This window comes from Aquisalimonas sp. 2447 (genome assembly GCF_012044895.1).
Taxonomy (GTDB): domain Bacteria; phylum Pseudomonadota; class Gammaproteobacteria; order Nitrococcales; family Aquisalimonadaceae; genus Aquisalimonas.
This window is the reverse complement of the sequence record NZ_CP050695.1, coordinates 3,266,083-3,292,782: the sequence shown is the minus strand read 5'-3', so window position 1 is coordinate 3,292,782 and position 26,700 is coordinate 3,266,083. Positions and strand designations below refer to the sequence as shown.

The following is a 26,700-nucleotide window of genomic DNA, read 5'->3' as shown; positions in this document are numbered from 1 at the left end:
TGTCTTCAATGATCCAGCCATCTTGGCGTTTGCGCCGTTATCCGGGGCCGCCGGGTCGAGGAGTCCGGCTTCGTGCCGGCTTTCCGGGGTGGCTCCTATTCAGAGGTGTAGGGCGGACCTTCAGGTCCGCCGATCCGGCTTTGACAAGCCCCCTTGGACTGACCTCTCGGGAGACGGCGGACCTGAAGGTCCGCCCTACCTTTACTTCCTCACGGCGTACTCCACGCCGGCGCCACCCGCGTGAACAGCGCCTTCAGGTACCGGGTTTCCGGGATCGCCGGGTGTTCCGGGTGGTCCGGCGCCTGGCCGCCACGCTCCACCAGTTGCAGAGAACGGTCCACATGGCGGGCGGCGGCGACAGCCTCGCCCAGCAGTGCCTGGTCGTCCACGTGGGAGGAGCAGGAGGCGGTGATCAGGCTGCCGTTCTTCTCCAGCACCTGCAGTGCCAGCTGGTTGAGCCGGCGATAGCCGCCCAGGCCGGCCTTGAGGTCCTTCTTGCGCTTGACGAAGGCGGGCGGATCCAGAATGACCACGTCGAAACGGTGGCGTTCCTGCCGCAGGGCCTGGAGGACCTCGAAGGCGTCCCCCTCGATGGTGGTGACACGATCACTCAACCCGTTGTGGGCGGCGTTGGCGTCCAGGGAGTCCAGGGCCTGTTCGGAGCTGTCCACGGCGGTCACGGACTCCGCCCCCTGGGCCAGGGCCTGGAGGCCCCAGGCACCGGCGTAGCTGAACACGTCCAGGACCCGCAGGCCGCGCACGTAGGGGGCCAGGCGGGCACGGTTGGCGCGGTGATCGAAATACCAGCCCGTCTTCTGGCCGCTGAGTGCGGGCACCTGGAAGGTGAGGCCGTTCTCGCGGATTTCCAGGTGCTCCGGGCTGGCGTCGCCCAGCCACCGCGGCTCGTCCCGGGGCAGCCCTTCGAGTTCCCGCATGGCGCCGTCGGGGCGGACCAGAATATGCTCGGGCTCCACCACCCGCGACAGGGCCTGGAGGATGTTGTCCAGGTGCAGGTCCATGCCCGCGGTGTTGGGCTGGACCACGCAGGTGTCGCCGTAGCGGTCGATGACCAGCCCGGAGAGGCCGTCGCCGTCACCGTGGACCAGCCGGTAGTAGGGTGCGTCGAAATGGGCCTGGCGCAGGGCCAGGGCCAGGTTCAACCGGTGCACCAGCAGGGATTCGTCCAGGGCGCGTTCGGCGTCGCGGCTGACCAGCCGGGCGCTGATCAGGGAGTGTGGGTTGACGTAGACGCTGCCGATGGCCTGGCCGCCGTGGTCCCGCAGGATGGCATCCTGGCCGGGGGTGAAGTCCTTCAGCGGCGAGCGCTGGGTGTCCACCTCGTTGCTGAAAACCCAGAGATGGCCGGCGCGCAGGCGGCGCTCTTCGCCGCGCTTGAGGAAGAGGGAGGGGCGTGTGTCCGCCATGGCGTGTCTCCGGGGCAGTCCGTTGAGATGAGTCGGGCGCGGGATTCTACCAGTCCGGCGCCTGTTTCGATGCAGGCATGGGGGACACTGGTACACTGTAGGCGTTGTGGGCGGATGGTCCGGGCTGGGTTGAACCCGGTTCAGCTGGCGTTTGTCGGGTGTCGCCGGTTGGCGTCAGATTGTTGCCGTAGGTGCCGCCGCTAGAATACTCGCCCCTTTCCGGCCTTTCTTGGCCTCCCGGGCCCTTGGATAATCTGGAGATCTGTTCTTGGCTGCTGTCGCGAGAGTGTGCGCCATCATTGTTCTGCTGCTGTGCCTGCTGCCCGCCGCGGCCCTGGCGCAGCAGGAGCGGTTCATCAGCGACGAGCTGGCGCTGGATGTGCGCTCCGGGCCGGGCAACCAGTTCCGCATCGAGCGTATGGCACCGGCGGGGACCCGGGTGCAGGTGCTTGACCAGGACAGTGGCTGGTCGCAGGTGCGCCTCCCCGACGGCCTGGAGGGCTGGGTGCTGACCCGTCTGCTCTCGGATCAGCCCAGTGCGCGGGCACGTCTGACCCGGGCGCAGAGCGCCCTGGAGAGCGTTCAGCAGGAGAACCGGGAGCTGTCCGGGGACCTGGAGCAGGCGCAGGCGCGGGTGGAAGAGCTGGAAGCACGCCTGAACGAAAGCGAGAGTCAGCGCGAGACCATGGAGCAGCGCATGGAGCGCGCCGAACAGGGCCTGGATCTCTACGAGGAGAACGAAGAGCTCAAGAAGGAGGTCATCGATCTCCAGCGCACCATCCAGGATCTTGAGAATGAACGGGAGCGCCTGCAGGAACGCGACGACCAGCGCTGGTTCATCGTCGGTGCCTCGGTGCTTGGTGCCGGTATTCTCGCCGGGTTGATCCTGCCGCGGATTCGCTGGCGACGCCGCTCCAGCTGGGGCAGCGGCGGACTCTGACCGCATGCCGCCCCGCGGCGCATCCGTGGGGCACGCGCATGCCGCCATCGGTGTTGCCCGGCAGCGCTTCCCCCTGGCTTGCCGCTCGGGGTGAGTTGCCCAATCGACTGCGTTTATCCAGAATCCACCCGTACCAGGGGGCGACGCCGCTCGCGGCGTCGCCCGTCCGTTGTTCTCGCGCGAATCTCAGGAGTAGCGCCATGACCCAGCAGCCCCCGCGGCTCATGCAGATGATCGAGGAGCTGATCGCGATCCCCTCGGTGAGCAGCGTCAATCCGGCGCTGGACCAGGGGAACCGCGCCGTGGTGGAACGGCTGGCGGAATGGCTGGACGGGCTGGGTTTTGCCACCGAAATCCAGCCGGTGCCGGGCACCGATGACAAGGCCAACCTCATCGCCACCCTGGGGCGCGGCGAGGGTGGGCTGGTGCTGGCCGGCCATACGGATACGGTGCCCTTCGATGACACCGGCTGGTCCTCCGACCCGTTCGTGCTGTCGCAGCGCGATGGCCGGCTGTACGGGCTGGGCACCAGCGACATGAAATCGTTTCTGGCCCTTGTTGTTGAAGCGGTCCGGGCGTTTCGGGCAAGCGATCTCAAGGCGCCGCTGGTGGTGCTCGCCACCGCCGACGAGGAGAGCGGCATGGGTGGTGCCAAGGCGCTGGTGGAGGCGGAACGGCGGCTCGGCCGGCACGCGGTTATCGGTGAACCCACCAACCTGCAGCCGGTGCACGTGCACAAGGGCGTGATGATGGAGGCCATCCGTGTGCGGGGTCGCTCCGGCCACTCCAGCGACCCGGCCTTCGGCAACAATGCCCTGGAGGGCATGCACCGGGTGCTCAGCGATCTGCTGGCCTGGCGGCAGCAGCTGCAGTCCCGCAACGTGGACAAGCGCTTCGATGTGCCGGTACCCACCATGAACCTGGGGTACATCCACGGCGGCGACAATCCGAACCGCATCTGCGCCCACTGTGAGCTGCATATCGACATCCGGCCGCTGCCGGGCATGAGTCTGGACGATCTTCGCGGCGTGCTTGCCCAGCGGCTACCGCGGGTGCTCGGCGAGACCGGCCTGGAGTTGAGCATGGAGTCCCTGTTTCCCGGGTTGCCCGCCATGGAAACGCCCCGGGACACGGCCATCGTGCGCGCCGCCGAGGCGCTGACCGGCTCGGAGGCCCGGGCGGTGCCCTTCGGCACGGAGGGGCCCTACCTGCGTGATCTGGGCATGGATGTGGTGATCATGGGGCCGGGGGACATCGCCCAGGCGCACCAGCCGGACGAGTTCCTGGCGGTGGAGCGCCTGGAGCCCACGGTGGATCTGCTCAAGCGGCTGGTGCGGCAGTTCTGCGTGGATGGCGGGGGAGCGCATCATGGCCCATGACGACGGCGCCTATGTGGCCTGGTTCCGGCGCAGTGCGCCGTACATCAACGCCCACCGGGGCCGCACCGTGGTGGTCAGCGTCGGCGGCGAGGCCCTGGGAGGTGATCAGGCGCCGGCCCTGTTGCACGACGTCGCCCTGCTGAACAGCCTCGGCGTGCGCGTGGTGCTGGTGCCCGGGGCGCGGCCACAGGTGGAGCGCCGCCTGCGGGAGCGCGGCGGCGATGTGCGCTATGAAGGCGGCTACCGCATCACCGACGCGCTGGCGCTGGAATGCCTGAAAGAGGCCGTGGGCGCGCTGCGGGTGGAGATCGAGGCGCTGCTCTCCATGGGCGTTGCCAACTCTCCCATGGCGGGCTTCCGTTTGCGTGTGGCCTCGGGCAATTTCGTTACCGCAAAACCCCTGGGTGTGCGGGATGGCGTGGATTACCAGCACACCGGCGAGGTGCGCCGGGTGGATGTTGCCGGCATCCAGGAGCGCCTGGCGGACGGCAACGTGGTGCTGGTCTCGCCGCTGGGCTACTCGCCCACCGGAGAGGTGTTCAACATGGTGGCCGAGGACGTGGCGCTGGGCGTGGCCACTGCGTTGGGCGCCGACAAGCTGATCTACCTCACCGAGGGGAACGCCCTGCTGGACGAACGCGGCGAGCTGATCCGTGAGCTGGATCTGCACGAGGCGTCGCAACGGTTGCAGGCGCTGCACGGCCAGCCCCACGGCGAAACAGGGCTGCGGCTGCTGGATGCGGCGGTGCGCGCCTGCCGGCACGGTGTCCGCCGGGTGCACCTGGTGGACGACGGACGCGATGGTGGCCTGTTGCTGGAGCTGTTCACCCGGGATGGCATCGGCACCCTGGTGGCGGGAAACCCGTTCGAGTCCCTGCGGGCCGCCACGGTGGACGATGTCGGCGGTATCCTCGAGCTGATCGAGCCGCTGGAGCGCGACGGCGTGCTGGTGCGCCGCTCGCGCGAGGAGCTGGAGACGCGGATCGACGACTACGTGGTCGTGGAGCGCGACGGCATGGTCATCGCCACCGCCGCGCTCTCACCCCACCATAGCGCCGGCATGGCGGAACTCGAATGCTTCGTCATCCATCCGGAGTATCGCGGCGGCCAGCGGGGCGACATGCTGCTGCGCCATGTGGAGCGGGAGGCGCGGGCGCACGGTCTGGAGCGGCTGTTCGTGCTCACCACCCGCACCGCGCACTGGTTCCGTGAGCGCGGTTTCGAGCCGGCGCGGCTGGAGGACCTGCCCATGGAGCGCCAGGCCCTCTACAATCTGCAGCGGCGCTCCCAAGTCTTCATCAAGCCCATCGGCCGGGGTGCGTAGGACTGCCGCACGGGGTGTCGGCAACACCCGTAGGCGACAGGTGTAGGGCGGACCGTAGGGCGGACCTGAAGGTCCGCCCTACGATATAAAGCACCATGATGTCGGTTCGCTCAGGACCCGTAGGGTGCATCTTGATGCACCGCCATGCGGATCCGGTCACTGATCGTCCGTGAGCTCCGCAGGCAGCTCGTCGCGAATCTCGCGTTCCATGGCATCGCTGTCCGGGGTCAGCCGTGGCGCGTCCTCGTCGGCCTGGGGTTCCGGTGTCGTCGCCTGCTCGTCGCTGACGCCGGGGCGGCTACTGCCCATGCCGGCCAGCTCGCCCAGGGCGGTCACCGCCTGCCGGCTGCCGTTTTCCGCCGCGCGTTGAATCCACCGCAGTGCCCGGTCCTCGTCGCGGCTGACACCCTGGCCCTCGAAGTACATGTAGCCGATGGTGTACTGGGCGTCCGGATTGCCGGCCTCGGCTTCCACGATCAGTCGCTCGAATGCCTCGCCGAAGTCTCCGGCCTGGTAGGCTGCGCGGCCTTCCGCGAAGCGCGCCTCATCGCCGGGTGAGCCGCTACCGGCGCAGCCGGCCAGCAGCGCCATGGCCACCGTCAGTGTCGCGATCCTGTGATGCATCCGTGTCTCCTCACGGCCGTTGCCCGGCCGGTCATGACCCTATCTCCGTCGATCACGGAGGTGTCGAACGTACCGACAAGCCCTGGCTGCGGCAAGTCCTGCGGGCGGGTGCGCCGGGTTCAGGCCCCTGCGTCCTTGTGGACGATTCGATGGCACAGTCTACCTTAGGGAAAAGCGGAATCATTCCCGTGTGCCTCCGCGCGTTCTGGTGGATGAAACGAGTGTCCTGTCCTCAGGGTCGACGCGAAGACGGTGATTTGTGACGACCGCAACAGAAACGTTGCGGCATTCGGGCAAGACTCGGAAGCTGATGGCCGTCCGTGGCGACCGTGCCGGCGGCTGCCCCTATCGAGAGGCTTGGGACGTAATGCAATTGACCGATTTGCCGCGTGGCCGCCCGCTCCGGGTGCTGCAGATCACGGATACGCACCTGTACGGCGACGGTGGACAGCTGGCCGGTGTCGATACCGAAGCGGCCTGGGAGGCCGTTGTCGCGGCGTTGCGCGGCAAGGAACAGCGGTGCGACCTGCTGCTGCACACCGGTGACGTCATCCATGACGGCGCCCTGGATACGGACGCCGCCTACTGCGAGGCCAGACGTCAGCTTCAGGGGCTGGGGCTGCCGGGGCTGGTGGTGCCGGGCAACCACGACGATGCCGGTGCCATGGAACGCGTGTTCCACACCGGCCCGGTGCGGCTGGTGGGTCACCTGGTCGCCGCCGACTGGCTGTTCATCACCCTCGACTCCACCGTGCCGGGCGCCACCCACGGGCATCTGTCGGCCACTCAACTGCAGTGGCTGGATGATTGTCTGGGGGCCAACGACGGCAGGCACGTGCTGGTTGGGCTCCATCATCATCCGGTGCCGGTGGGCTGTCGGTGGATTGACCGCATTGGTCTGGACAACGGCCGCGACCTGTTCGATGTGCTGGACCGTCACGATGCGGTGCGCGCGGTGGTATGGGGGCATGTTCACCAGGAGTTCGATGGCTGGCACGGCGACATCCGCCTGTTGGCGAGCCCCAGTACCTGTGTCCAGTTCGACCCGGCCAGCCCGACGTTCCGTATCGACCCCCGGCCGCCCGGGTACCGCTGGCTGGAACTGCAGCCTGACGGACGTGTGCGTACCGGCGTCGAGCGTCTGACCGAGTTGCCGGCCGGGCTGGATGTCGGCATCGCCGGATACTAGAAACGCCTTCGGGGTGACCTTTTCGACCCTGACGGCTACAGTGACCTGCGGGTGTTTTCGGCTCTGCAGCGTGCGCTAGCGACGCGCCTGCCGCCGGAGGCACGAGACGGCCCCGTGAGAAGGGTCGCAGGACGCAGGAAACGGAGGGCCTATGTCAGCACAGGAAGCGAGGCGCCAGGAAGCCGCGGGACAGTCCGAGGTGGAGCGCCTGAAAAAGGAACTGGCTGCGCTGCGTCAGCGGTTGCAGGACGAAGTGGCCTATTATCAGGCCGAGACCGAGACCACGCGACAGCGGGTGGAGGCAGAGCAGCTGCGCATCCACGCCCAGGAGGTCGCCCGCCGCCGCGAGGTGGAGGACGAACTTGCGCGGGTCAAGCGGCAGCTCCAGGAAATCCAGGAGCATTCGGATCGGTTGCAGCGCCGCTACGACGAACTCAACCGGCAGTACCTGAAACAGGAAGAGTCCGCCCGGCTCAGCGCCGAGGAACAGGTCACGCAGACCCGCGAAGCGGCGCGGGCGGCCTGGCAGAGCGCCGAAGAGGAGCTTGCTGCCATGGAGGCGGAGCTCAACGAGGCAAGGCGTCAGGTCGCCGCTGAGCAGGAGCGCAACCGACAGCTGGAAGAGACGCTGGGCAGCCTGCAGGGGCTGGAAGCTGCCAGCGACGAGGACCGCGAAGCCGCCCTGCTGGAGGAGGTGACCGCGCTGCGCAAGGCCCTCAATCTCTCCGAGCGCGGACGTGGTCAGGCCAACCAGAGAGCGGTGCGCCTGGCAGAGAAGCTGGTCGGCCTCCAGGCCGAGCAGGAGCGCAGCACTCCCGCCGATGCCGTGCACGTTCAGGAGACCCGCAGTACGCCAAGGGGGGCAGGTGCCGGGAATCCGGTCCAGGTGGATCTCACCGAGGCCAACGCGGTGCTCCGCGCGGCCCATGGCAACGAGGCCGGGACCTCTGCCGACGACACGGCCGCCACATCACTGGGAGCGGAGTTGGCGGACGAGTTCCAGCTCATCCAGGCAGACACGTCCCTGGACAGGAACAAGCTGGAGCGCCTGGAACAGCAGGTGGCCAAGGAGGATCAGCGGCAGGCAGAGCGTGACAGGCAGCGGGCGGAGGCGCAGCAGCAGCGCCAGGCGCCGCTGTTCGGCGAGAGCCCGTCAGGCCACCGCGCTGCCGCTGCGGCGGAACCGGCCGGCGTCACCACGGCACCACCACAGACGCCGGAGCCGGATACGCAGCCTCGTCGATGGCCGGCGGCAGTGGCCCTGGCGGTGTTGCTGGGTGTGGTCGGCGGTGCGGTGACCTGGTTCCTGGGCGGGTTCGGCTACTAACCTTCCGTGAAGGTTAGTAGGCCGGGGCGCGTTCAGATTTCGATCATCTCGAAGTCTTCCTTGCCGGCACCGCATTCCGGGCAGGTGAAACTGTCCGGAATGTCGTCCCACCGCGTGCCCGGCGCGATGCCCTCGTCGGGCAGGCCGTCCTCTTCTTCGTAGATCCACCCGCACACCACGCACATGTAAGACTTGTATTCCATTCGTGTCACCCTGACGTCTGAACAAAGGCGGTACTCTACCGACTCGTTCCAGGGGCTCCAAGGGGAGGCGCAGCATGGTGGACGCATCCGCGGTTCGCGGCCTGTACGTCATCACCGATACCACCGTGAACCACGATGACGAGCTGTTGTCCATGGTCCGCCAGGCGCTGGAAGGCGGCGCCGCGGTGGTCCAGTATCGTGACAAGAGCGACGCCCATGAGCGCCGACGCCGGGAGGCGGAGGCGTTGCTGGCACTGTGTCGTCAGTACCGTGCCCTGTTCGTGATCAACGACGACGTGGAACTCGCCGCCGCCATCGGCGCGCCGGCGGTCCATCTGGGTCGTGACGACGATGATCCGGCACGGGCGCGAGCACGACTGGGCAGCCATGTTGTCATCGGCGTCTCCTGTTACGGTTCCCTGGAGCGCGCGGACCAGCTGGCGGCGGCGGGTGCGGATTATCTCGCCTTTGGCAGCGTCTTTCCGTCGCCGACCAAGCCGGAGGCGGTGCCCCTGCCGCTGGCGACGCTCGCCGTCGCCGCGGAACGCTACCGTCAGCCGCTGGTGGCCATCGGTGGTATCACGCCGGACAATGCCGGGCCGGTGGTGGCTGCCGGCGTGGATGCGGTGGCGGTGATCAGCGGCGTCTTCGCTGCCCCCGATCCACGTCTGGCCGCGGCCCGGATTGCGGACCTGTTCGATTCCGGTGCCGCTGGCGGTGCCTGATAGACTCGGAACACCGGTCACGAACCTGCAGGAGGAAGCCCAACCCATGAAACACTCCGAGACGCTCTTCGAGGCGGCCTGTCAGCACATTCCCGGGGGCGTGAACTCGCCGGTACGGGCCTTCCGTGGCGTCGGCGGCACGCCGGTGTTCATGCGCCGCGCCCAGGGGCCGTATCTCTACGACGAGGACTACCAGCGCTATGTGGACTACGTCTGCTCCTGGGGCCCGATGGTGCTGGGGCATGCCTATCCGGAGGTGGTGGAGGCGGTGCAGCAGGCGGCGGCCCAGGGGCTGAGCTTCGGTGCGCCCACGGAAGCCGAAACGCGCATGGCCGTGCAGATCAAGACGCATTTCCCGTCCATGGAGATGCTGCGCATGGTCAGCTCCGGCACCGAGGCGACCATGAGCGCGCTGCGGCTGGCCCGCGGCTACACCGGGCGGAACAAGATCATCAAGTTCCAGGGCAACTACCACGGCCACGTGGACGCCCTGCTGGTAAAGGCGGGGTCCGGTGCCCTGACCCTGGGCAACCCCACCTCCCCGGGCGTGCCGGAGGCGGTGGTGGCGGACACCATCACGCTCACCTACAACGACCTGGATGGCGTGAAGCAGGCGTTCTCGGAGTACGGTGACGAGATCGCTGCAGTGATGCTGGAGCCGGTGGCCGGCAACATGAATCTGGTGCCGGCGGATGCGGAGTTCCTCCAGGGGCTGCGTGATCTGTGTACCAACCACGGCAGCGTGCTGATCTTCGACGAGGTGATGTCGGGATTCCGGGTGCACCTGGGCGGGGCGCAGGCACGCTACGGGGTAACGCCGGACCTGACCTGCCTGGGCAAGGTGGTCGGCGGCGGCATGCCGGTGGGGGCCTTCGGTGGTCGCCGGGAGATCATGGAACAGCTCTCGCCCCTGGGTGCGGTCTATCAGGCGGGTACGTTGTCGGGGAATCCGGTGGCCATGGCCGCCGGCCTGAAGACCCTGGAGGTGCTCTCGCGGCCGGGGACGTTCGAGCGGCTGGAGGCGACCACGACGACGCTGGCGGAGGGTCTGCGGGAGCGCGCCTGGAAGGCGGGTGTGCCGGTGCAGGTCAACCAGATGGGCAGCATGATGGGCCTGTTCTTCACCGAGGACGGGCCGGTACGCACCTACCAGCAGGTGGTGGACAGCAACACGGATCGGTACGGGCGGTTTTTCCACGGCATGCTGGAGAGTGGCGTGTACTTCGCGCCGGCGGCCTTCGAGGCGAGTTTCGTGTCCACGGCGCATGACGATGCGGTTATCGAGTTGACCCTGGATATGGCCGGGAAGGTGTTCCAGCGGCTGGAGTGACGTCGTGATCGCGTGCTTCGGTGTGTTGGGGCATGTTGGCTCCTTTGGCCTGTTTGTTGTGCGGTGGCTGCCTTCCCGGGGGCCGGGAGGAGCGCGCACCCCGGTCCCGGACACGCCGTAAATACGTCCATGTAGGCTCGACTGCGGCCGTCCTGGCCGCAGACGGTCCGGGACCGGGGCGCCCGCTCCTCCCGGCGCGGCGTTGATGTGCGCTTCCGGTCTGCCAGATCCACCCCACCGTTGCGACGTTCGCCGGGCCTCGGATTCACCGCAGCCGCAGCTGCGGAACCATCTCCCGCAGGGATTCCAGGCGCTCCATGGGGTCATCCATGGCCAGCAGCTGCTGTTTCCGCTCCAGGCTCAGGGGCAGGACTTCGGCGAGGCGGGCACTGAGCCACTCGGCGTCGGTGTCCTGACGTTCGCAGTGGTGGTAGCCCAGGCTCTGCATGCCGAGGATGCGATCCAGGAGCTGGCGGATATCGTCGGGCTGGTCGGGCAGGGTTGCCGGTTCCGGAGTCGGGAGCAGATCGACGTTGGCCAGGCGGAGTCTGTCCGGGGCAAGCCAGCTGTCGCGGATGCGGAAACGGCTCCCGCCCATGGCGGTGATGCCCAGCAGGCCGTCCTGATGCTGCTCCCAGTCAATAATGGACGCCAGGGTACCCAGCGCGTGGGGCGTGGCGGCTTCGCCGATCTCCCGGCCCTCACGGATCAGGCAGACGCCGAAGGGTTCGTCCCGGCGCAGGCAGCGGCTGACCATGTCCACGTAGCGGGTCTCGAAGATGCGCAGCGGCAGGGGGCCGCCGGGGAAGAGCACGGTGCGCAGGGGGAAAACGGGGATCTCTTCCATGATCTGCGGAGCCAGGTTCATGGGGTTCTGTGCTCCCGTTCATGGCCCCAGCGGGGCATGAGCTCCTGGGGGATGCTCAGGTGGTCGAGGATGCGGGCGACGACGAAGTCCACCATGTCCTCGATGCGCTGCGGGTGGTGATAGAAGCCGGGGCTGGGCGGCATGATCACGGCGCCGGCGCGGCTCAGGCGCAGCATGTTTTCCAGGTGCAGGGTAGAGAAGGGCATCTCCCGGGGCACGAGAATGAGCTGGCCGCGCTCTTTCATCACCACGTCGGCGGCCCGTTCGATGAGGTTGTTGCTGGTGCCGGCGGCAAGCCCGGCCAGGGTGCCGGTGGTACAGGGGCAGATGACCATGTTCCGCGGCGCGCCGGAGCCGGAGGCGCAGGCGGCGGTCCACTCGCTCTGGCCCAGCAGGCGGAGCTGGCCCTCGGCGGCACCGTAACGGGTGGCCAGATGGCGCTGGGCGTCGCCGTTGCGGCCGGGGAGCTGCTCATTGGTCTCCATGCCGATGACCACGCGGGCGGGCTCGGAGATGAGCATCTGCACCGGGCGTTCGGCGGCCAGCAGGCACTCCAGCAGGCGCAGGCCGTACTGGGCGCCGGAGGCCCCGGTCAGCGCCAGGGTGATGCCGTCGTCGCGCAGATTCATGCCGGGACCTCGATGACGCTCTGGTGCTGTTCCGCCAGGGCGTCCAGCAGGCGCTGGTGGATGCCGTCGAAGCCGCCGTTGCTCATGATCACGACCTGGTCGCCGGCGCGGGCGTCCGTGGCGACGTGTGCCACCAGGGTGTCGATGTCGTCAGCCCAGACGGCGCACTCGCCCACGGCAGGGATGAGTTCCGATACCGACCAGTCCAGCCCGGGAGGCTGGTACAGGTAGCTGCGGTTCGCCGGCGCCAGGGCGTTGGGCAGCGCGGCGCGCTGGGTGCCCAGGCGCATGGTGTTGGAGCGTGGCTCCAGCACCGCCAGCACGCGCCCGCCGGGGGTCAGCGCATCCAGAGTGGCGCGGATGGCGGTGGGGTGGTGGGCGAAGTCGTCGATGACGCGGATGCCGTTGACGGTGCCCCGCAGTTCCTGGCGCCGGCGCATGCCGCGGAACCGGGGCAGGGACGCCAGGCCCTGGCTGACCGGCACGCCGGCGTGGCGGGCGGCCAGCAGTGCGGCCAGCGCGTTGCGGGCGTTGTGTTCGCCGTGCAGGTGCCAGTCCAGGGAGCCGTGACGGGTGGTGCCTTCGGCAACCGTGAAGCCGCCGGCCCCGGCTTCCAGGTGCCAGCCGGAGGGGGCGTCCACGGCCTCCAGTTCGCTCCAGCAGCCCATCTCCAGCATCTCGCGCACCGCCGGCTCGGCCAGCGGTGCGATGATCCGCCCGCGGCCCGGCACGGTGCGCACCAGGTGGTGGAACTGCCGCTGAATGGCGGCCAGGTCCGGGAAGATGTCCGCGTGGTCGAATTCCAGGTTGTTCACCACCAGCGTGTCCGGGCGGAAGTGCACGAACTTGGAGCGCTTGTCGAAGAAGGCGCTGTCGTACTCGTCCGCCTCGATGACGAAAAAGGGATTACGACCCAGCCGGGCCGATACCGGGAAATTCCCCGGTACGCCGCCGATGAGAAAGCCCGGCGCCAGGCCGGCATCTTCCAGCAGCCAGGCCAGGATGCCGGCGGTGGTGGTCTTGCCGTGGGTGCCGCTCACGGCCAGTACCCAGCGGTCGCGCAGAAGGTTGTCCGCCAGCCACTGCGGGCCGGAGGTGTAGGGGATGCGCCGGTCCAGCACCGCCTCCACCAGCGCATGGCCGCGGGACAGGGCGTTGCCGATGATGACGCAGTCCGGCGCCGGCTCCAGTTGTGCCGGGTCGTCGTCGGCGCCCACGGCGATGCCCTGGGCGGCGAGCAGCTCGCTCATGGGCGGGTAGATGCCGCGGTCGGAGCCGGTGACTTCATGGCCGGCTTCCCGGGCGAGCAACGCCAGGCTGCCCATGAAGGTTCCGCAGATGCCGAGGATGTGCACGTGCATGGGCGCGATGACTCCTGTTCAGGCGCCGGTGATGAACAGCGACAGTATGGTATAGCCGATGGCCACGAGCACGCCCCCGGCCACGGGCAGGTCCAGGGCGTGGCGGAAAATGTGGCCCTTGATGGCGATGCTCCAGATCCAGAGCAGCAGCAACAGCAACTGCAGGTTACCGCCGCCGTCGCCGTTCTGGGTCATGAGCAGCAGCGGTGTGACCGGCAGCAGCAGCACCAGGTCGGTGCCGAACAGGGCGCTGGCGGTCTGCAGGAAGCGGTTGCTGCCGCCGCGCATGGTCAGCGCGAGCCAGGTAAACAGCAGGCCGAAGGCAGTGGCCAGACTGACTTCCAGCGCCGCCGAGCCTTCCTCGATGAGCTGGCCCACCAGCAGGGTGCTGGCCGCCCAGCCAATGGCCACCAGCACCACCAGGACGGTGCCGTTCGCCGGCATATCCTGCGGGCCGTCCTGGAACAGGCAGATGCGAACGAGGGTGACGGGCAGGCGGCTCATGGGAACTCCGGTTGCGAATCTGCCGCCATACTACCTGCCAGCGACGCGCGACGCAGCGACATCAGGCCGAAGGGGCAGCGCGAGGAAAGCCGTTGATTTGCCCGGCGGTATTTCAGCGATGGGGTGGTTTGAGCTATCCTTGCGGCGCTTTTTGGCGCCGGGACGCTCGAGAGTGCCCAGCGCGCCCGTGAACAGGCCGGAATGACGTTCCGGAACGAGCACCAAGCCCAGCGAGGATGGCCATGCCCCCGAAGAATGCCTTTTACGCCCAGTCAGGTGGCGTGACTTCCGTCATTAATGCCAGTGCCTGCGGTGTTATCGAGGCCGCGCGGCAGCACGGTGATCGCATCGGCCACGTCTATGCCGGCCGCAACGGCATCATCGGCGCGCTGCGCGAGGACATGATCGATACCGGGCAGGAGTCCGCCGAGGCCATCGCCGCGCTGCGTCACACGCCCGCCGGCGCCTTCGGCTCCTGCCGCTACAAGCTCAAGGGGCTGGAAGAGAACCAGGCCGAGTACCAGCGGCTGATCGAGGTCTTCGCCGCCCACGATATCGGCTACTTCTTCTACAACGGCGGCGGCGATTCCCAGGATACCGCCATGAAGGTCGCCCAACTCGGCGAGCGCATGGGCTATCCCATCACCTGCATCGGCATCCCCAAGACAGTGGACAACGACCTGGCGGTTACCGACTGCTGCCCCGGGTTCGGCTCCACCGCCAAGTACGTGGCGGTGTCCACCCGCGAGGCGGCCATGGACGTGCGTTCCATGGCCGAGTCGTCCACCAAGGTCTTCGTGCTGGAGGTCATGGGTCGGCATGCCGGCTGGATTGCCGCCGCCGCCGGGCTGTGCGAAGAGCATGAGGGTGAACCGCCGCTGGTGATCCTGTTCCCCGAGGTGCCTTTCGATCGCCAGGCCTTTCTCGCGCGGGTCCAGGATTGCGTGGATCGCCACGGCTACTGCGTGGTGGTGGTCTCCGAGGGGCTGCGGGACGATGACGGCAATTTCCTCTCCGACGGCGGCAGCAAGGACGCGTTCGGCCATACCCAGCTCGGCGGCGTGGGGCCGGTGATCGCGCAGATGTGCAAGACCGACCTGGGCCTCAAGCACCACTGTGCGGTGGCGGACTACCTCCAGCGGGCCGCACGGCACCTGTCCTCCAAGACCGATGTGGATCAGGCCTACGCCGTCGGCCGCGCCGCCGTCGAGAAGGCGCTTGCCGGGGAGAACGCGATCATGCCCACCATCGTGCGCAAGGCCGATGAGCCGTACCAGTGGGAAATCGGTTCCGTGGCCCTGAGCGAAGTGGCCAATATCGAGCGCAAGATGCCCCGGGAGTACATCACCGAGTGCGGTTTCGGCATCACCGACGATTGCCGGCGCTACCTGCGGCCGTTGATCCAGGGCGAGGACTACCCGCCTTACCGTGACGGGCTGCCCAGTTACATTACACTCAAGAATGTTTCCGTCCCGCGCGTGCTGGGGACGGAGTTTCAGGTCTGACGCCGCCGCCTTGCAGCGGCATTCGCAGTTCGGGCGTCCACCATCTAGCGACTGGCAACACGAGGGAGAGCTTCCATGAACGTCGACAACATCCCGGCTGGCAAGTCGGTTCCGGACGACATCAATGTCATCATCGAGATCCCGCAGAACGCCGATCCCGTGAAGTACGAGGTGGACAAGGATAGCGGTGCGCTGCTGGTGGACCGGTTCATGTTCACGGCCATGCACTACCCCTGCAACTACGGTTTCGTGCCCCACACCCTGTGCGGGGACGGCGATCCGGCGGACGTGCTGGTGGTGGCCCCGTTCGGCCTGGTGCCCGGCTCCGTGGTGCGCTGCCGGCCGGTGGGCGTGCTGGAGATGAGCGACGAGGCCGGCGAGGACGCCAAGATCGTCGCCGTGCCGGTGAGCAAGCTCACGCCCCTCTACGATCACGTCCACGAGCCATCCGACCTGCCGCCGCTGCTGCTGGAGCAGATCGGCCACTTCTTCGAGCACTACAAGGATCTGGAGAAGGGCAAGTGGGTGAAAGTCGAGGGCTGGAAAGGCGCCGAGGCTGCCCGCAAGGAGTTGACCGACGCCGTGGCGCGGCACGAGCGCCAGGGCTGACGCGATTGCCGCGTGCATTCTGTTGCAGGCTGTGTTGCCATCAAGGAAACGCGTCTTTGATGACCGATCTGCGAAACGCTGTTTTGCAAGGGTGGACACTGCCTGTAACAGGCCTATAATCGGAAGCTGTGCGGTGCACCATTTGCGGGTGATCGCCGGTGACAGACGGTTCACGCATGCGACCAGCGGGCAGACGGAGTTGGCTTCATGGCGACGGCAGGGCTCATGGGCAAGCGGCGTCTTGAGTACGAGAACCGGACGTACGGTGCCACTGGCGGAGTCAGCCAGAACAACCGGTGCTTCGGTTTCAGGCCGGCTTTCCGCGACGCCGAGACAGGCACTGTGTACCCGTCTCTGAACGCCGGCGGCACGCCGTGTCCGTTTCACTGCCTGGACGGTCTCCCCGCGGAAGTGGTGACCGAGCGTGGTGCCAGCGGGCAGGTCACCTGCGTCAAGTCCACCCTGGAAGCCGGTTTCGAACTCGAAGGCGAGTTCTACACCCGCGCTCAGGCTGCGGATGTGGTCGCCCGCAGCGAATAGGAATCCCCATGCATCATCGTCAGATCCGCTGCACGCTGCCGGCAGGTGCCTGCACGCGTGCCGAGTCCGTGCTGGTGGAGCAGGGCGCCTATGCCGTGACCCTGCAGGATCCCGGCGGCGAGCCCATCCTCGAACCCGATCTGGGCACCAATCCGCTGTGGGCCGAAGTGGTGCTGGTGGCACTGTTTGACGGCGACGTCGACGTGCCCGGCATTCGCACCGTGCTGGAGCAGTCCCTGGGGCCGGATGTGCTGGATACCTGGCACGAGGAAACCATCCCGGACCAGGACTGGGAGCGTGCCTGGATGGACGCCTTTGAGCCCATGCGCTTCGGCGAGCGGCTCTGGGTGTGCCCCAGCACCCACCAGCCCCCCGACCCGCGGGGGGTCAACATCAGTCTTGATCCCGGCCTGGCCTTCGGTACCGGCACCCATCCCACCACGGCCCTCTGTCTGGGGTGGCTGGATCGCCAGCAGCTGGCCGGCACCCGCGTGCTGGACTACGGCTGCGGCTCGGGCATCCTTGCCATTGCCGCACTGCTGCTGGGGAGCGATGAGGCCCACGGGGTCGACAACGACCGCCAGGCCCTGACTGCCAGCGAGGAGAACGCGCGCCGCAACGGCGTGGAGGACCGACTGTTCCTGCGCACCAACGAGGAGCCGGACCCGCCGGTGGCGGATGTGCTGGTTGCCAACATTCTCTCGGGCATCCTCATTGAGCTGGCCCCGCAGCTCATGGGCCTGGTCCGCCCCGGTGGGCCTGTGGCCCTGTCCGGGATCATGGAAGACCAGGCGGGAACCGTTGTGGAGGCCTTCGACGCGTACGTCTCCTTCGACCGGCCGCGGTTTCAGGATGGCTGGACGCTGCTCACCGGTATCCGTCGCGGTGACTGAACCCGCCGGCTGACACTAGCGAAGACGTTTCCTTTACACCCCGGTCGGGGCTCCCGACAATGCTCCCGGAGAGGAAACCAGGGAACGTTGCGGCCACCACTGCCGCCATCACCGTCATGTACACCCAGTGCCCCACATGCGCCACCGTGTTCCGGATTGCCGGCGAGCAGCTCGCCGGCACCGGCGGTCTGGCCCAGTGCGGCTGCTGCAGGCAGGTGTTCGACGCGCGTCGACGCCTGGTGGACGACCTCCCCGAAGCCTTCACACCCTGGCTGACGGAACCGGAACCGGAACCGGAACCGGAACCGGAACCGGAACCGGAACCGGAACCGGAACCGGAACCAGAGCCGGAACCAGAGCCGGAACCAGAGCCGGAACCAGAGCCGGAACCAGAGCCGGAACCAGAGCCGGAACCAGAGCCGGAACCAGAGCCGGAACCAGAGCCGGAACCAGAGCCGGAACCAGAGCCGGAACCAGAGCCGGAACCAGAGCCGGAACCAGAGCCGGAACCAGAGCCGGAACCAGAGCCGGAACCAGAGCCGGAACCAGAGCCGGAACCAGAGCCGGAACCAGAGCCGGAACCAGAGCCGGAACCAGAGCCGCCGAAGCGGGGGCGGCAGATCGATTGGCTATCGGGGCCGGTGCCTGTTGTGCCGGGGCGCCAGGCGCGGTCCCGCACCGGCAGCGGCACGGATGCGCCCGCGACGGCGTTCGCCCCGCCCGAGGACACGCCCGCGGCCCCGCGGCCCGGCCAGGCCGCCCCGGTCCGGAGCCGCCCCGGTGATGAACCGCCGGAGCCGGCGGCGCCGCAAGCGGATCCACCGCCCGATGTCGCCGACGCCGCGAATTCCGCCGCCGTGCCCGGACATGCCGATGAGCCTCCGGTGGCCGTTGACCTGGAAGAGCACTGGCAGGAGCTCTCGCGGCTGGAGATCGAGCGCGCCGCGCAGCCGCAACCGCGCTCCCGGGCGCCCTATCTGTGGTTTGCCGGTGTGGTGTTGATGGTGCTGAGCCTGGGGGTGCAATCGGCCTACATCGTGCGCGATGATCTGGCGCAGGATCCGCGCTGGCGACCCTGGCTGGAGACGCTGTGCACAGTGGCGGGCTGTGAGCTGCCGTTGCAGCGGGATCTGGCGTCGGTGCGCCTGGTGCGGGGGCAGGTGAGCGATCACCCGGAACTGGACGACACCCTGGTGGCCACCGCGTCGCTGGTCAACGAGGCCGAATTCCGGCAACCTTACCCTTTGCTTCGGTTGTCACTTCTGGATAATAACCAGAATATTTCGGGGGAGCGCTGGTTCCATCCCGAGGACTATCTCGGCGACCTGGCGCAACGGCAGGAATGGGCCGCGGGGATGCCACCGGGCCTGGGGGTTCGCGTTCGACTGGTGCTGGAGGATCCGGGCAGCGGCGCGCAGCAGTACATCTTCGATCTTCGCTGAACGGGCGGACCGTTCACGCAGGATGCACTCCCGATGCGCGTGGCGGCGTTTTTCATGGCCCGGCTTTGGGGTATCATGCGGACCCTTTCCATTCGGCGCGCCCCGCCGGCTTCGCTTCGCGTTTCAGGATGATGGACGGAATGAACGAGCAGGCCAGTCGACTTCAGTACACCGCCCCGCAGGACGACGAGGATGGCGGGGTCGGACCGATTCGAGCCTGTGTCGACGATGCCGTGCGTCAGTACCTGCACCAGTTGGGTGATCACGAGTGCCGGGATCTCCATGCCCTGGTGCTGGCAGAGGTGGAGCCGCCGCTGCTGCGCTCGGTGCTGGACCACTGCCAGGGGAACCAGACCCGGGCGGCGCGACTGCTGGGGCTCAACCGCGGAACCCTGCGCAAGAAGCTGCTGCAGTACGACATCCGCAGCTGATCGTCCTGCAGCAGCCAGCGGGCCGGCGCCGCCGTCAACCAACCGAGGATCGTGTTCGTCATGACTGCTACCGCAGCCCTGCGTCCCGTGCGTCGTGCACTCATCAGCGTCTCCGACAAGACCGGTATCGAAGACTTCGCCCGCGCCCTGGCTGACCGTGGCGTGGCCCTGATCTCCACGGGCGGCACCGCCCGCGCCCTGCGCGAGGCCGGCCTGCCGGTGCAGGATGTTGCCGACATCACCGGCTTTCCCGAGATCATGGCGGGCCGCGTAAAGACACTGCACCCGTTGGTCCACGGCGGGCTGCTGGGGCGGCGCGGCACCGATGACGACGTCATGGCCGAGCAGGGGATTGCGCCCATCGATCTGCTGGTGGTGAATCTGTACCCCTTCGAGCAGACCGTGGCGACGCCGGACTGCACCTTCGCCGACGCGGTGGAGAATATCGACATCGGCGGGCCGGCCATGGTGCGCGCGGCGGCCAAGAACCACGACGGTGTGGCCGTGGTGACCAATCCGGCGGACTATGGACGCGTACTGCAGCGCCTGGAGCAGCAGGACGGTCTGGATTTCCCCCTGCGCCTGGAGCTGGCCACCCGCGCCTTCGAGCACACGGCCGCCTACGACGGTGCCATTGCATCGTACCTGGGCCGGTTGAACGCGTCGCAGCAGCCCGAGGGCTACCCGGAGACGCTCAATCTGCAGTTCCGCCGGGTCCAGGGCATGCGCTACGGCGAGAACCCCCACCAGAGTGCCGCCTTCTACCGTGAGGCCAGCCCTGCGGAGCCGTGTATTGCCACCGCCCGCCAGCTCCAGGGCAAGGAACTGTCGTTCAACAATGTCGCCGATACCGACGCCGCGCTGGAGTGTGTCAAGCGCCTGCAGCGCCCCGGCTGCGTCATCGTCAAGCACGCCAACCCCTGTGGGGTCGCGGAGGCGGACGATCTTGCGGTTGCCTACGATCACGCCTTCGCCTGCGACCCCACCTCGGCCTTTGGCGGCATCATCGCCTTCAACCGCACTCTGGATGCCGGCACTGCCCGTGCCATTGTCGACCGCCAGTTCGTGGAGGTGATCATCGCCCCGGAGGTGGCCGACGGCGTGCCGGAGATTGTTGCGGCGCGGAAGAACGTGCGTCTGCTGGTCACTGGCCAGTGGTCCGCGCAGCGCCATGCCCAGCAGGATTACAAGCGCGTCGCCGGCGGGCTGCTGGTGCAGGACAGTGATATCGCCAGCGTCCCCGACGGCGATCTGCGGGTGGTGACCCGGGTGAGCCCGGACGCGGCCACCCTGCGGGACCTGCGCTTCGTCTGGGAGGTGGTGCGTTTCGTCAAGTCCAATGCCATTGTCTATGGCCGCGATGGCCGTACCATCGGTATCGGCGCCGGCCAGATGTCACGGGTGTGGAGCGCCCGGCTGGCGCGGGACAAGGCGCTGGATGCGGGGCTCGAGGTGGCGGGCGCAGTGATGGCCTCCGACGCCTTCTTCCCGTTCCGTGACGGCATCGATCAGGCCGCGGAGGCGGGTATCCGGGCAGTCATCCAGCCCGGCGGTTCGGTGCGCGATGACGAGGTGATCGCCGCCGCGGACGAACATGGCATGGCGATGGTGTTCACCGGCATGCGGCATTTCCGGCACTGAGGACACGAGCAATGAACGTACTCATCGTCGGCGGCGGTGGCCGCGAGCATGCCCTGGCCTGGGCGGCGCTGCGCTCGCCCCGGGTGGAAAAGGTCTACGTCGCCCCGGGCAACGCCGGGACGGCGGACGAGCCCGGTTGCATGAACGTCCAGGTGGGGGCGGAGGACGTCCCCGCCCTGGTGGCCCTGGCGCGGGACTACGCCATCGATCTCACTATCGTCGGCCCCGAGGCGCCCCTGGTAGTGGGCATCGTGGATGCCTTCCGCAGCGCCGGTCTGCGCTGTTTCGGGCCCACCATGGCGGCGGCGCAGCTGGAGGGCTCCAAGGCGTTCAGCAAGGACTTCCTGGCCCGTCACGGCATTCCCACCGCCGCGTACGCCACCTTCACCGACACCACCGAGGCGTATCACTACATCACTGAGCGCGGTGCGCCACTGGTGGTGAAGGCCGACGGGCTGGCTGCCGGCAAGGGCGTGGTTGTGGCGCAAACGGTGGACGAGGCCCTGGCTGCGGTGGACAGCATGCTGGAGGCCAACGCCTTCGGCGACGCGGGTGCCCGGGTGGTGGTGGAGGACTTCCTCGAGGGCGAGGAGGCGAGCTTCATCGTCATGGTGGACGGCGAGCACGTGCTTCCCCTGGCCAGTTCCCAGGATCACAAACCCCGGGACGAGGGCGACACCGGCCCCAATACCGGCGGCATGGGTGCCTACTCGCCGGCGCCGGTGCTGACCGCAGCGGTGCATGACCGGGTCATGCGCGAGATCATCGAGCCCACGGTGCGCGGCATGGCCGCCGACGGGAATCCCTACCAGGGGTTTCTCTACGCCGGTTTGATGATTACCCCGGACGGTGCCGCCCGGGTGCTGGAGTTCAACTGCCGGTTGGGCGATCCGGAGGCCCAGCCACTGTTGATGCGACTGCAGTCCGACCTCACGGAGCTTTGTGACGCCGCCATTGACGGCCGTCTGGATACCGTCACCGCCCAATGGACCGGACAGGCAGCCCTGGGTGTGGTCCTGGCCGCCGGGGGCTATCCCGGCAGTTATCGCAAGGGCGACGTGATCCGCGGGCTGCCGGAGCATGAGGGTACCGATCGCAAGCTCTTCCACGCCGGCACTGCCCGGGACGAGACGGGCAACGTGGTCACCGGTGGCGGCCGGGTGCTGTGCGCCTGCGCTCTGGGGGACACTGTGGCCGAGGCCCGGAACAATGCCTATGCCCTGGCGGAGTCCATTCACTGGGATGACGTCTACTTCCGCCGGGATATCGGTTACCGCGCCATCGGCAGGGACTGACAGCAGCGGCGGGTCGGTGCTGCTGGGTCAGGGTTCGGCGAACAGCAGTTCGTAGAGCTCCACCGTTTCCAGGTCCACCGTGAGCCGCAGGCGTTCCAGTGTCTGCTCATCGGCGGGCATGTGGTCGCTGGTGGCGGGGTGGATGGCCTGGTCGCGCTGATCCCCGGCGTGCACGCGCTCTCCCGGTTCCACGCGGCCGGCAAGCACGTTGGCGACGTGGACCAGCGCCACCGACTCCGGATATTCCCTTGCCGTATCCGGTTCATGATGGCAGCCGGCGGCTTCCTGCAGCAGTGTGGGCAGGTTCCATCGTTGCAGCAGTTCCCGCCCCACCTGGGCGTGATCACAGCCCAGATGCTGGCGCTCCACCTCCTGTAGCGGCTTGTCCTGCGCGCCGTAGTGCTGAAGTACCGCTTCGGCTTCCCGCGGGGCCACCTGGTAGATCACCAGCTTGCCCAGATCGTGAAACAGCCCGGCGAGGAACAGTCGCTCCGTCTCCCGCCGACCGCTTTCGCGACCCAGTGCACGGGCCATGAGGCCGCAGTAGATGGAGTGTTCCCAGAAACGCTCCACGTCCACCAAATCGGTGTTGATGCCCCGGAAAGCGCGGGAGACCGCCATGCCCAGCATCAGATCCCGGAGGCTGCGGGAGCCCAGAATGGTGATTGCCATGGGAATGGAATCGATCCGGCTGGGAAAGCCGTAAAAGGCACTGTTGACCACCCCGAGGACGCGACTGGCCATGGCCGGATCACCGCCGAGGGCCGCGCTGATTTCGTTGACCGTGGCATATGGGTCGGCAATCAGGGTTTCCACCCGGTAGTACGCATCCGGCAGGGAAATCAGGTTGTCCAGTCGACTGACCAGGGCGTCGGGTGTCATGGATTCCTCGTTTCGGGGCGGCGCTCTCGCCGAGTATAGGCGTCAGTCGCCGCCATTGTCGCGCTGAAGTTGCTCGCGCAGCGCCTGCAGGGTGGTGACCGGGGCCAGGCAGGTGCTGCCCGTGCATACCCGGGCGCCGGTGTCCGGGCCGGCGTCGTCGTCCCGCACGAAGACCAGGCGATCCGGCGCATAGTAGCGCTCCAGGTCCTGCTGCCATTCATGAGAGCTGTCCGGGTTGCCGCGGATGGTGACCAGTCGCGGCGGCGTCAGTACCGTCTCCAGCGCCGTCAGCAGGCTGGCGTGGGCGTGGGGCAGGCGGGCCATGGCAGGCCAGGCGCTGCGCACCGCCCGTTCGCCGCTCTGCAGATAGCGCGGTTCACCCTTCAGGTGTCCGAGCTGCAGCAGTGCCCGGGCGGCGACACCGTTGCCCGCCGGCAGGGCGTCGTCGGTGAGCGGGCGGCTGCGGGTCACCAGGGCCTCGTGGTCACTGGCGGTGAAGAAGAAGCCGCCGTGTTTGCGGTCCTCGAAGCCATCCAGCAGCCGGTCCGCCAGGTGGCCGGCGAACGCCGCCGTGTCGTCGTCCCAGCGGCACTGCAGCAGTTCCAGGCAGGCGTCCAGGAGGAACGCGTGGTCGTCAAGGTAGGCGGGCAATTCCGCCTTCCCGCCCCGCCAGGAAGCCAGCAGACGCCGGCCGGTCCACAGCTCCCGGCGGATGAACGCCAGCGCGTCCCGGGCCGCCTGGACGAAGTCCTGACGCTCGAGCAGGCGGCCGGCACGGGCCAGGCCGCGGATCATGAGCGCGTTCCAGCTGGTGAGGATCTTCTCGTCGCGGAGCGGCCACTGGCGTTGCCACCGGGCCTGGTAGAGTTTGCGCCGGGCGTCTTCCAGGCGTTCCGCGATGGTGTCCGCCGGCGCGTGCAACTCCTTGGCCAGCTCCGACAGGGAGGCCTGGACGTGCAGATGCCAGCGGCCCTCGAAGTTGGCGGGGTTGTCCAGACCGAAACGGGCGGCGGTCACGGCGTACTCGTTGTCCGTGAGCAGGGCGCGGGCCTGCTCCGGCGTCCACAGGTAAAAGGTGCCTTCGCTACCCTCGGAGTCGGCGTCCAGGGCGCTGTAGAAGCCGCCCTCGGCGCTGCGCATCTCGGTGAGTGCCCACTCGGCGGTTTCCCGGGCGATGCGCCGGAACAGGTGATCCCCCGTGGCCTGCCAGGCGTCGGTGTAGAGCGCAAGCAGCAGGCCGTTGTCGCTGAGCATCTTCTCGAAGTGCGGGATCATCCAGTGCTCGTCCACTGAATAGCGGGCGAAGCCGCCGCCGACCTGGTCGTTGATACCGCCCAGCGCCATGCGCCGCAGCGTGGTACAGGCCATGTGCAGGGAGTCGCGCCGCTGACCGGGGGCGTGGGCGTAGTCCCGCAGCAGCCGTTCGATCAGCGTTGGCTGCGGGAATTTCGGCGCGCCGCCGAAGCCGCCATGGCGGCTGTCGAACTGCTCCGCAAGGGTCTCCCGCGCCTGTTTCAGGGGCGTGGCGTCGATGGCCTCGGTGCCGTCCCCGGGTGCGGCGTTGAGCCGCTGGAACGCCGACAGCACCTCGCCGTTCTGCGCCCGTATGTCCTCGCTGCGCTCCCGGTAGAGTCCCGCGATGCGCTCCAGGAGATCCGGGAACGCCGGCATGCCGTGGCGTGCCTGCCGCGGAAAATAGGTGCCGGCAAAAAACGGCACACGGTCGTCCGGGGTCAGGAATACGGTCAGTGGCCAGCCACCGCCGCGGCCGGTGAGCAGCTGATGGGCGATCTGGTAGATACGGTCCAGGTCCGGCCGTTGTTCGCGGTCGACCTTGATGTTGACGAACAGGCGGTTCATCGCCGCCGCCACCTCCGGGTCCTCGAAGGACTCGTGGGCCATGACGTGGCACCAGTGGCAGGCGGCGTAGCCGACGGACAGCAGGATCGGCCTGTCGCTGTCCCGCGCCAGTTGCAGGGCCTCTTCGCCCCAGGGGTGCCAGTCCACGGGGTTGGCGGCGTGCTGTTGCAGGTACGGGCTGGTGGCCTCGGCCAGGCGGTTGCTGCTCATGGTGCTCTCGTGCGGGTTGCCGGCGTGATCTCGCTGCGCTGGGTGGATGGTACCATTCCCGCTGCAGCTGCCGAGGAGCGACGGAATTGGAATCGCAGCCACGGATCGAGCCCGAGAGCGGCCTGGTGGTGCCTGCACGGCAGGCACATTCCCCCAATCAGGATGCGCGACCGCCGGGCATGCAGCCGGAACTGCTGGTGCTCCACGGCATCAGTCTGCCCCCGGGCGAGTTTGGCGGGGACGGCGTTCATGCCCTGTTCACCAATACCCTGGACCCGAACGCGCACCCCTACTATGCCGGCCTCGCTGAGCTGCGGGTGAGTGCACATCTGTTGCTGCGCCGGGGCGGTGAACTGATCCAGTATGTGCCGCTGCATCGCCGCGCCTGGCACGCCGGACGTTCCAGTTGGGGCGGACGTGAAGCCTGCAACGATTTCGCCATCGGCATCGAGCTCGAGGGCACCGACACCACACCGTACACGGCTGCCCAGTACGCGGTGCTGGCGCCGTTGTGCCTGGCGATCATGCGCGCCTATCCTGCCATTGGTCCGGAGCGGATCGTCGGGCACAGTGACATCGCACCCGGGCGCAAGACCGACCCCGGGCCGGCATTCGACTGGTCACTGTTGCGCCAGCGGCTGGCCAGCGAGGAGTAACGCATGCATCTGATCGCCATCATTGTCGCCCTGTGGCTGCACGGCCGCCTGGACGGGTATCTGCCCTGGCGTGACGAGCAGCGGCAGCTCCGCGCCCTGGAACGCGTCCAGCGGGCCGTGGCTGGATCGGGCCTGTGGAGCGGTCCCCTGGGCGTACTGGTGGTGCTGTTGCCGCCGCTGTTGCTGGTGGGGCTGGTGCAGTGGTTGCTGGGCGGCTGGATGCTGGGAATCATCGAGCTCGGTCTGGGGCTGGTGCTGCTGGTCTGGGCGCTGGGCGAGGGTCGCATCGACCGCACGCTGGACCGTCTGGATCGGGCCATCGCCGTCGGGGACGTGGCCGCAGCCACGGAGCAGGCGCGGCGTCTGGCCCCCGGGGTGGTGCTGCCGGAGGATCTCCGGGCACAGGTGCGGGTCACCCTCGGCGGGGCATTCCAGCGCGGCGGTGATACGGTGTTTGCGGCGATCTTCTGGTTTCTGCTGCTGGGGCCCGTGGGCATTGTGCTCTACCGGGTGAGTTATCTGCTCTGGCGTTTCAGCGCCCGGGCGGCGGCGCCCGGGGCCGGGTTCCGCCGTCATGCGCAGTTGCTGTTTCTGGTGCTGGCCTGGATACCGGCGCGGCTCACTGCGCTGGCCTTCGGCGTCGCCGGGAGCCTGGGCGATGCCTGGCGGGGCTGGCAGCAACTGCGCACGAAGGAGGCCGACCATCACAGGGCGGTGCTCCAGGGGGCTGGCCTGGGTGCCCTGCGAATGCCGGCAGACGACGCCGACCTCGGCCCGGACCTGGAAACCTGGGTACAGGAGGCGCGGCAGCTGCTGTTCCGCACCCTAGTGGTGTGGCTGGTGGTTGTGGCGGTATTGACCCTGGCCGGGTGGATCAGCTGATGGCGCCGTGGCTCTGCCGGTGGCTTC

At 68.0% G+C, this 26,700-nt stretch carries 26 protein-coding genes; 17 read left to right on the top strand and 9 right to left on the bottom strand.

Features of this window, described 5'->3' with window-relative positions:
• Positions 1–209 precede the first annotated feature (209 nt).
• Positions 210–1,424 (bottom strand): class I SAM-dependent rRNA methyltransferase, encoded by a 1,215-nt coding sequence (locus tag KU884_RS15605; RefSeq protein WP_167783486.1) that lies wholly within the window; start codon positions 1,422–1,424, stop codon positions 210–212.
• Positions 1,425–1,692: 268 nt separating this feature from the next.
• Here KU884_RS15605 and KU884_RS15600 point away from each other — a divergent pair, with 268 nt between their 5' ends.
• The 3 genes from KU884_RS15600 to argA all read left to right on the top strand — a co-directional run bounded on the left by KU884_RS15600 (position 1,693) and on the right by argA (position 5,067).
• Positions 1,693–2,364, top strand: coding sequence for a TIGR04211 family SH3 domain-containing protein (locus tag KU884_RS15600; protein ID WP_167783485.1), 672 nt, complete (start codon positions 1,693–1,695; stop codon positions 2,362–2,364).
• 200 nt (positions 2,365–2,564) lie between these two features.
• A complete protein-coding gene (gene argE, locus KU884_RS15595) occupies positions 2,565–3,743 on the top strand; it encodes an acetylornithine deacetylase (RefSeq protein WP_167783484.1) in 1,179 nt (392 codons plus the stop codon).
• Positions 3,733–5,067, top strand: a complete 1,335-nt coding sequence (gene argA / locus KU884_RS15590; protein ID WP_167783483.1) for an amino-acid N-acetyltransferase — start codon at positions 3,733–3,735, stop codon at positions 5,065–5,067. Before argE ends, argA begins: the two co-directional genes overlap by 11 nt.
• A 156-nt stretch (positions 5,068–5,223) precedes the next feature.
• Here argA and KU884_RS15585 read toward each other — a convergent pair whose 3' ends face one another.
• Positions 5,224–5,691, bottom strand: coding sequence for an SEL1-like repeat protein (locus KU884_RS15585; protein WP_217351385.1), 468 nt, complete (start codon positions 5,689–5,691; stop codon positions 5,224–5,226).
• A 367-nt stretch (positions 5,692–6,058) separates the two neighbouring features.
• Here KU884_RS15585 and cpdA point away from each other — a divergent pair, with 367 nt between their 5' ends.
• Positions 6,059–6,880 (top strand): 3',5'-cyclic-AMP phosphodiesterase, encoded by an 822-nt coding sequence (cpdA, locus tag KU884_RS15580; RefSeq protein WP_167783482.1) that lies wholly within the window; start codon positions 6,059–6,061, stop codon positions 6,878–6,880.
• Positions 6,881–7,031: 151 nt separating this feature from the next.
• On the top strand, positions 7,032–8,207 hold the full coding sequence (locus tag KU884_RS15575; protein ID WP_167783481.1) for a hypothetical protein: 1,176 nt from the start codon (positions 7,032–7,034) through the stop codon (positions 8,205–8,207).
• A 32-nt stretch (positions 8,208–8,239) separates the two neighbouring features.
• Here KU884_RS15575 and KU884_RS15570 read toward each other — a convergent pair whose 3' ends face one another.
• Positions 8,240–8,410 (bottom strand): rubredoxin, encoded by a 171-nt coding sequence (locus KU884_RS15570; protein ID WP_167783480.1) that lies wholly within the window; start codon positions 8,408–8,410, stop codon positions 8,240–8,242.
• 74 nt (positions 8,411–8,484) lie between these two features.
• On the opposite strand from KU884_RS15570, the gene thiE reads away from it, so the two are divergent.
• Together thiE and hemL are read left to right on the top strand one after the other, a co-directional pair.
• On the top strand, positions 8,485–9,135 hold the full coding sequence (thiE, locus tag KU884_RS15565) for a thiamine phosphate synthase (protein ID WP_167783479.1): 651 nt from the start codon (positions 8,485–8,487) through the stop codon (positions 9,133–9,135).
• 46 nt (positions 9,136–9,181) lie between these two features.
• Positions 9,182–10,465, top strand: coding sequence for a glutamate-1-semialdehyde 2,1-aminomutase (gene hemL / locus KU884_RS15560; protein ID WP_167783478.1), 1,284 nt, complete (start codon positions 9,182–9,184; stop codon positions 10,463–10,465).
• A gap of 265 nt (positions 10,466–10,730) precedes the next feature.
• On the opposite strand, the gene KU884_RS15555 is transcribed toward hemL, so the two are convergent.
• Genes KU884_RS15555 through KU884_RS15540 form a run of 4 tightly spaced genes read right to left on the bottom strand, consistent with a single transcriptional unit; the run spans position 10,731 to position 13,827 of the window.
• Positions 10,731–11,333 carry an LON peptidase substrate-binding domain-containing protein gene (locus KU884_RS15555; RefSeq protein ID WP_254432076.1) on the bottom strand — a complete coding sequence of 201 codons (603 nt, stop codon included), beginning with the start codon at positions 11,331–11,333 and terminating at the stop codon, positions 10,731–10,733.
• Positions 11,330–11,962, bottom strand: coding sequence for a flavin prenyltransferase UbiX (locus KU884_RS15550; RefSeq protein WP_167783477.1), 633 nt, complete (start codon positions 11,960–11,962; stop codon positions 11,330–11,332). The genes KU884_RS15555 and KU884_RS15550 overlap by 4 nt, the downstream gene beginning before the upstream one ends.
• A complete protein-coding gene (gene mpl / locus KU884_RS15545) occupies positions 11,959–13,323 on the bottom strand; it encodes a UDP-N-acetylmuramate:L-alanyl-gamma-D-glutamyl-meso-diaminopimelate ligase (protein WP_174813749.1) in 1,365 nt (454 codons plus the stop codon). Before mpl ends, KU884_RS15550 begins: the two co-directional genes overlap by 4 nt.
• 18 nt (positions 13,324–13,341) lie before the next feature.
• Positions 13,342–13,827, bottom strand: coding sequence for a hypothetical protein (locus KU884_RS15540; protein WP_167783476.1), 486 nt, complete (start codon positions 13,825–13,827; stop codon positions 13,342–13,344).
• A gap of 242 nt (positions 13,828–14,069) precedes the next feature.
• Between KU884_RS15540 and KU884_RS15535 the strand changes: the two genes are divergently transcribed.
• The 8 genes from KU884_RS15535 to purD all read left to right on the top strand — a co-directional run bounded on the left by KU884_RS15535 (position 14,070) and on the right by purD (position 22,183).
• Positions 14,070–15,332, top strand: a complete 1,263-nt coding sequence (locus KU884_RS15535) for a 6-phosphofructokinase (protein WP_167783475.1) — start codon at positions 14,070–14,072, stop codon at positions 15,330–15,332.
• A gap of 75 nt (positions 15,333–15,407) precedes the next feature.
• Positions 15,408–15,941: an inorganic diphosphatase gene (gene ppa / locus KU884_RS15530; RefSeq protein ID WP_167783474.1), complete on the top strand. Its 534-nt coding sequence runs from the start codon at positions 15,408–15,410 to the stop codon at positions 15,939–15,941.
• A 207-nt stretch (positions 15,942–16,148) separates the two neighbouring features.
• Positions 16,149–16,481 carry a hypothetical protein gene (locus KU884_RS15525; RefSeq protein ID WP_254432075.1) on the top strand — a complete coding sequence of 111 codons (333 nt, stop codon included), beginning with the start codon at positions 16,149–16,151 and terminating at the stop codon, positions 16,479–16,481.
• A gap of 8 nt (positions 16,482–16,489) precedes the next feature.
• The gene (prmA, locus tag KU884_RS15520; RefSeq protein WP_167783473.1) at positions 16,490–17,374 is read left to right on the top strand and encodes a 50S ribosomal protein L11 methyltransferase; all 885 of its coding nucleotides are present in this window, start codon (positions 16,490–16,492) and stop codon (positions 17,372–17,374) included.
• A 59-nt stretch (positions 17,375–17,433) separates the two neighbouring features.
• Positions 17,434–18,816 (top strand): DUF3426 domain-containing protein, encoded by a 1,383-nt coding sequence (locus tag KU884_RS15515; protein WP_167783472.1) that lies wholly within the window; start codon positions 17,434–17,436, stop codon positions 18,814–18,816.
• A 140-nt stretch (positions 18,817–18,956) separates the two neighbouring features.
• Positions 18,957–19,247: a helix-turn-helix domain-containing protein gene (locus tag KU884_RS15510; protein WP_167783471.1), complete on the top strand. Its 291-nt coding sequence runs from the start codon at positions 18,957–18,959 to the stop codon at positions 19,245–19,247.
• Between the two features lie 60 nt (positions 19,248–19,307).
• Complete coding sequence (gene purH, locus KU884_RS15505; protein WP_167783470.1) at positions 19,308–20,888, top strand: bifunctional phosphoribosylaminoimidazolecarboxamide formyltransferase/IMP cyclohydrolase; 1,581 nt, start codon at positions 19,308–19,310, stop codon at positions 20,886–20,888.
• Between the two features lie 11 nt (positions 20,889–20,899).
• Positions 20,900–22,183, top strand: a complete 1,284-nt coding sequence (gene purD, locus KU884_RS15500) for a phosphoribosylamine--glycine ligase (RefSeq protein ID WP_167783469.1) — start codon at positions 20,900–20,902, stop codon at positions 22,181–22,183.
• Positions 22,184–22,210: 27 nt separating this feature from the next.
• Here purD and KU884_RS15495 read toward each other — a convergent pair whose 3' ends face one another.
• The gene (locus KU884_RS15495) at positions 22,211–23,065 is read right to left on the bottom strand and encodes an HDOD domain-containing protein (protein WP_167783468.1); all 855 of its coding nucleotides are present in this window, start codon (positions 23,063–23,065) and stop codon (positions 22,211–22,213) included.
• A 42-nt stretch (positions 23,066–23,107) separates the two neighbouring features.
• Entirely contained in the window at positions 23,108–25,135 is a 2,028-nt protein-coding gene (locus KU884_RS15490; protein ID WP_167783467.1) for a thioredoxin domain-containing protein, read from the bottom strand.
• Between the two features lie 86 nt (positions 25,136–25,221).
• Between KU884_RS15490 and ampD the strand changes: the two genes are divergently transcribed.
• Complete coding sequence (gene ampD / locus KU884_RS15485) at positions 25,222–25,791, top strand: 1,6-anhydro-N-acetylmuramyl-L-alanine amidase AmpD (RefSeq protein WP_167783466.1); 570 nt, start codon at positions 25,222–25,224, stop codon at positions 25,789–25,791.
• Positions 25,792–25,794: 3 nt separating this feature from the next.
• On the top strand, positions 25,795–26,673 hold the full coding sequence (gene ampE / locus KU884_RS15480) for a regulatory signaling modulator protein AmpE (RefSeq protein ID WP_167783465.1): 879 nt from the start codon (positions 25,795–25,797) through the stop codon (positions 26,671–26,673).
• Positions 26,674–26,700: the final 27 nt, after the last annotated feature.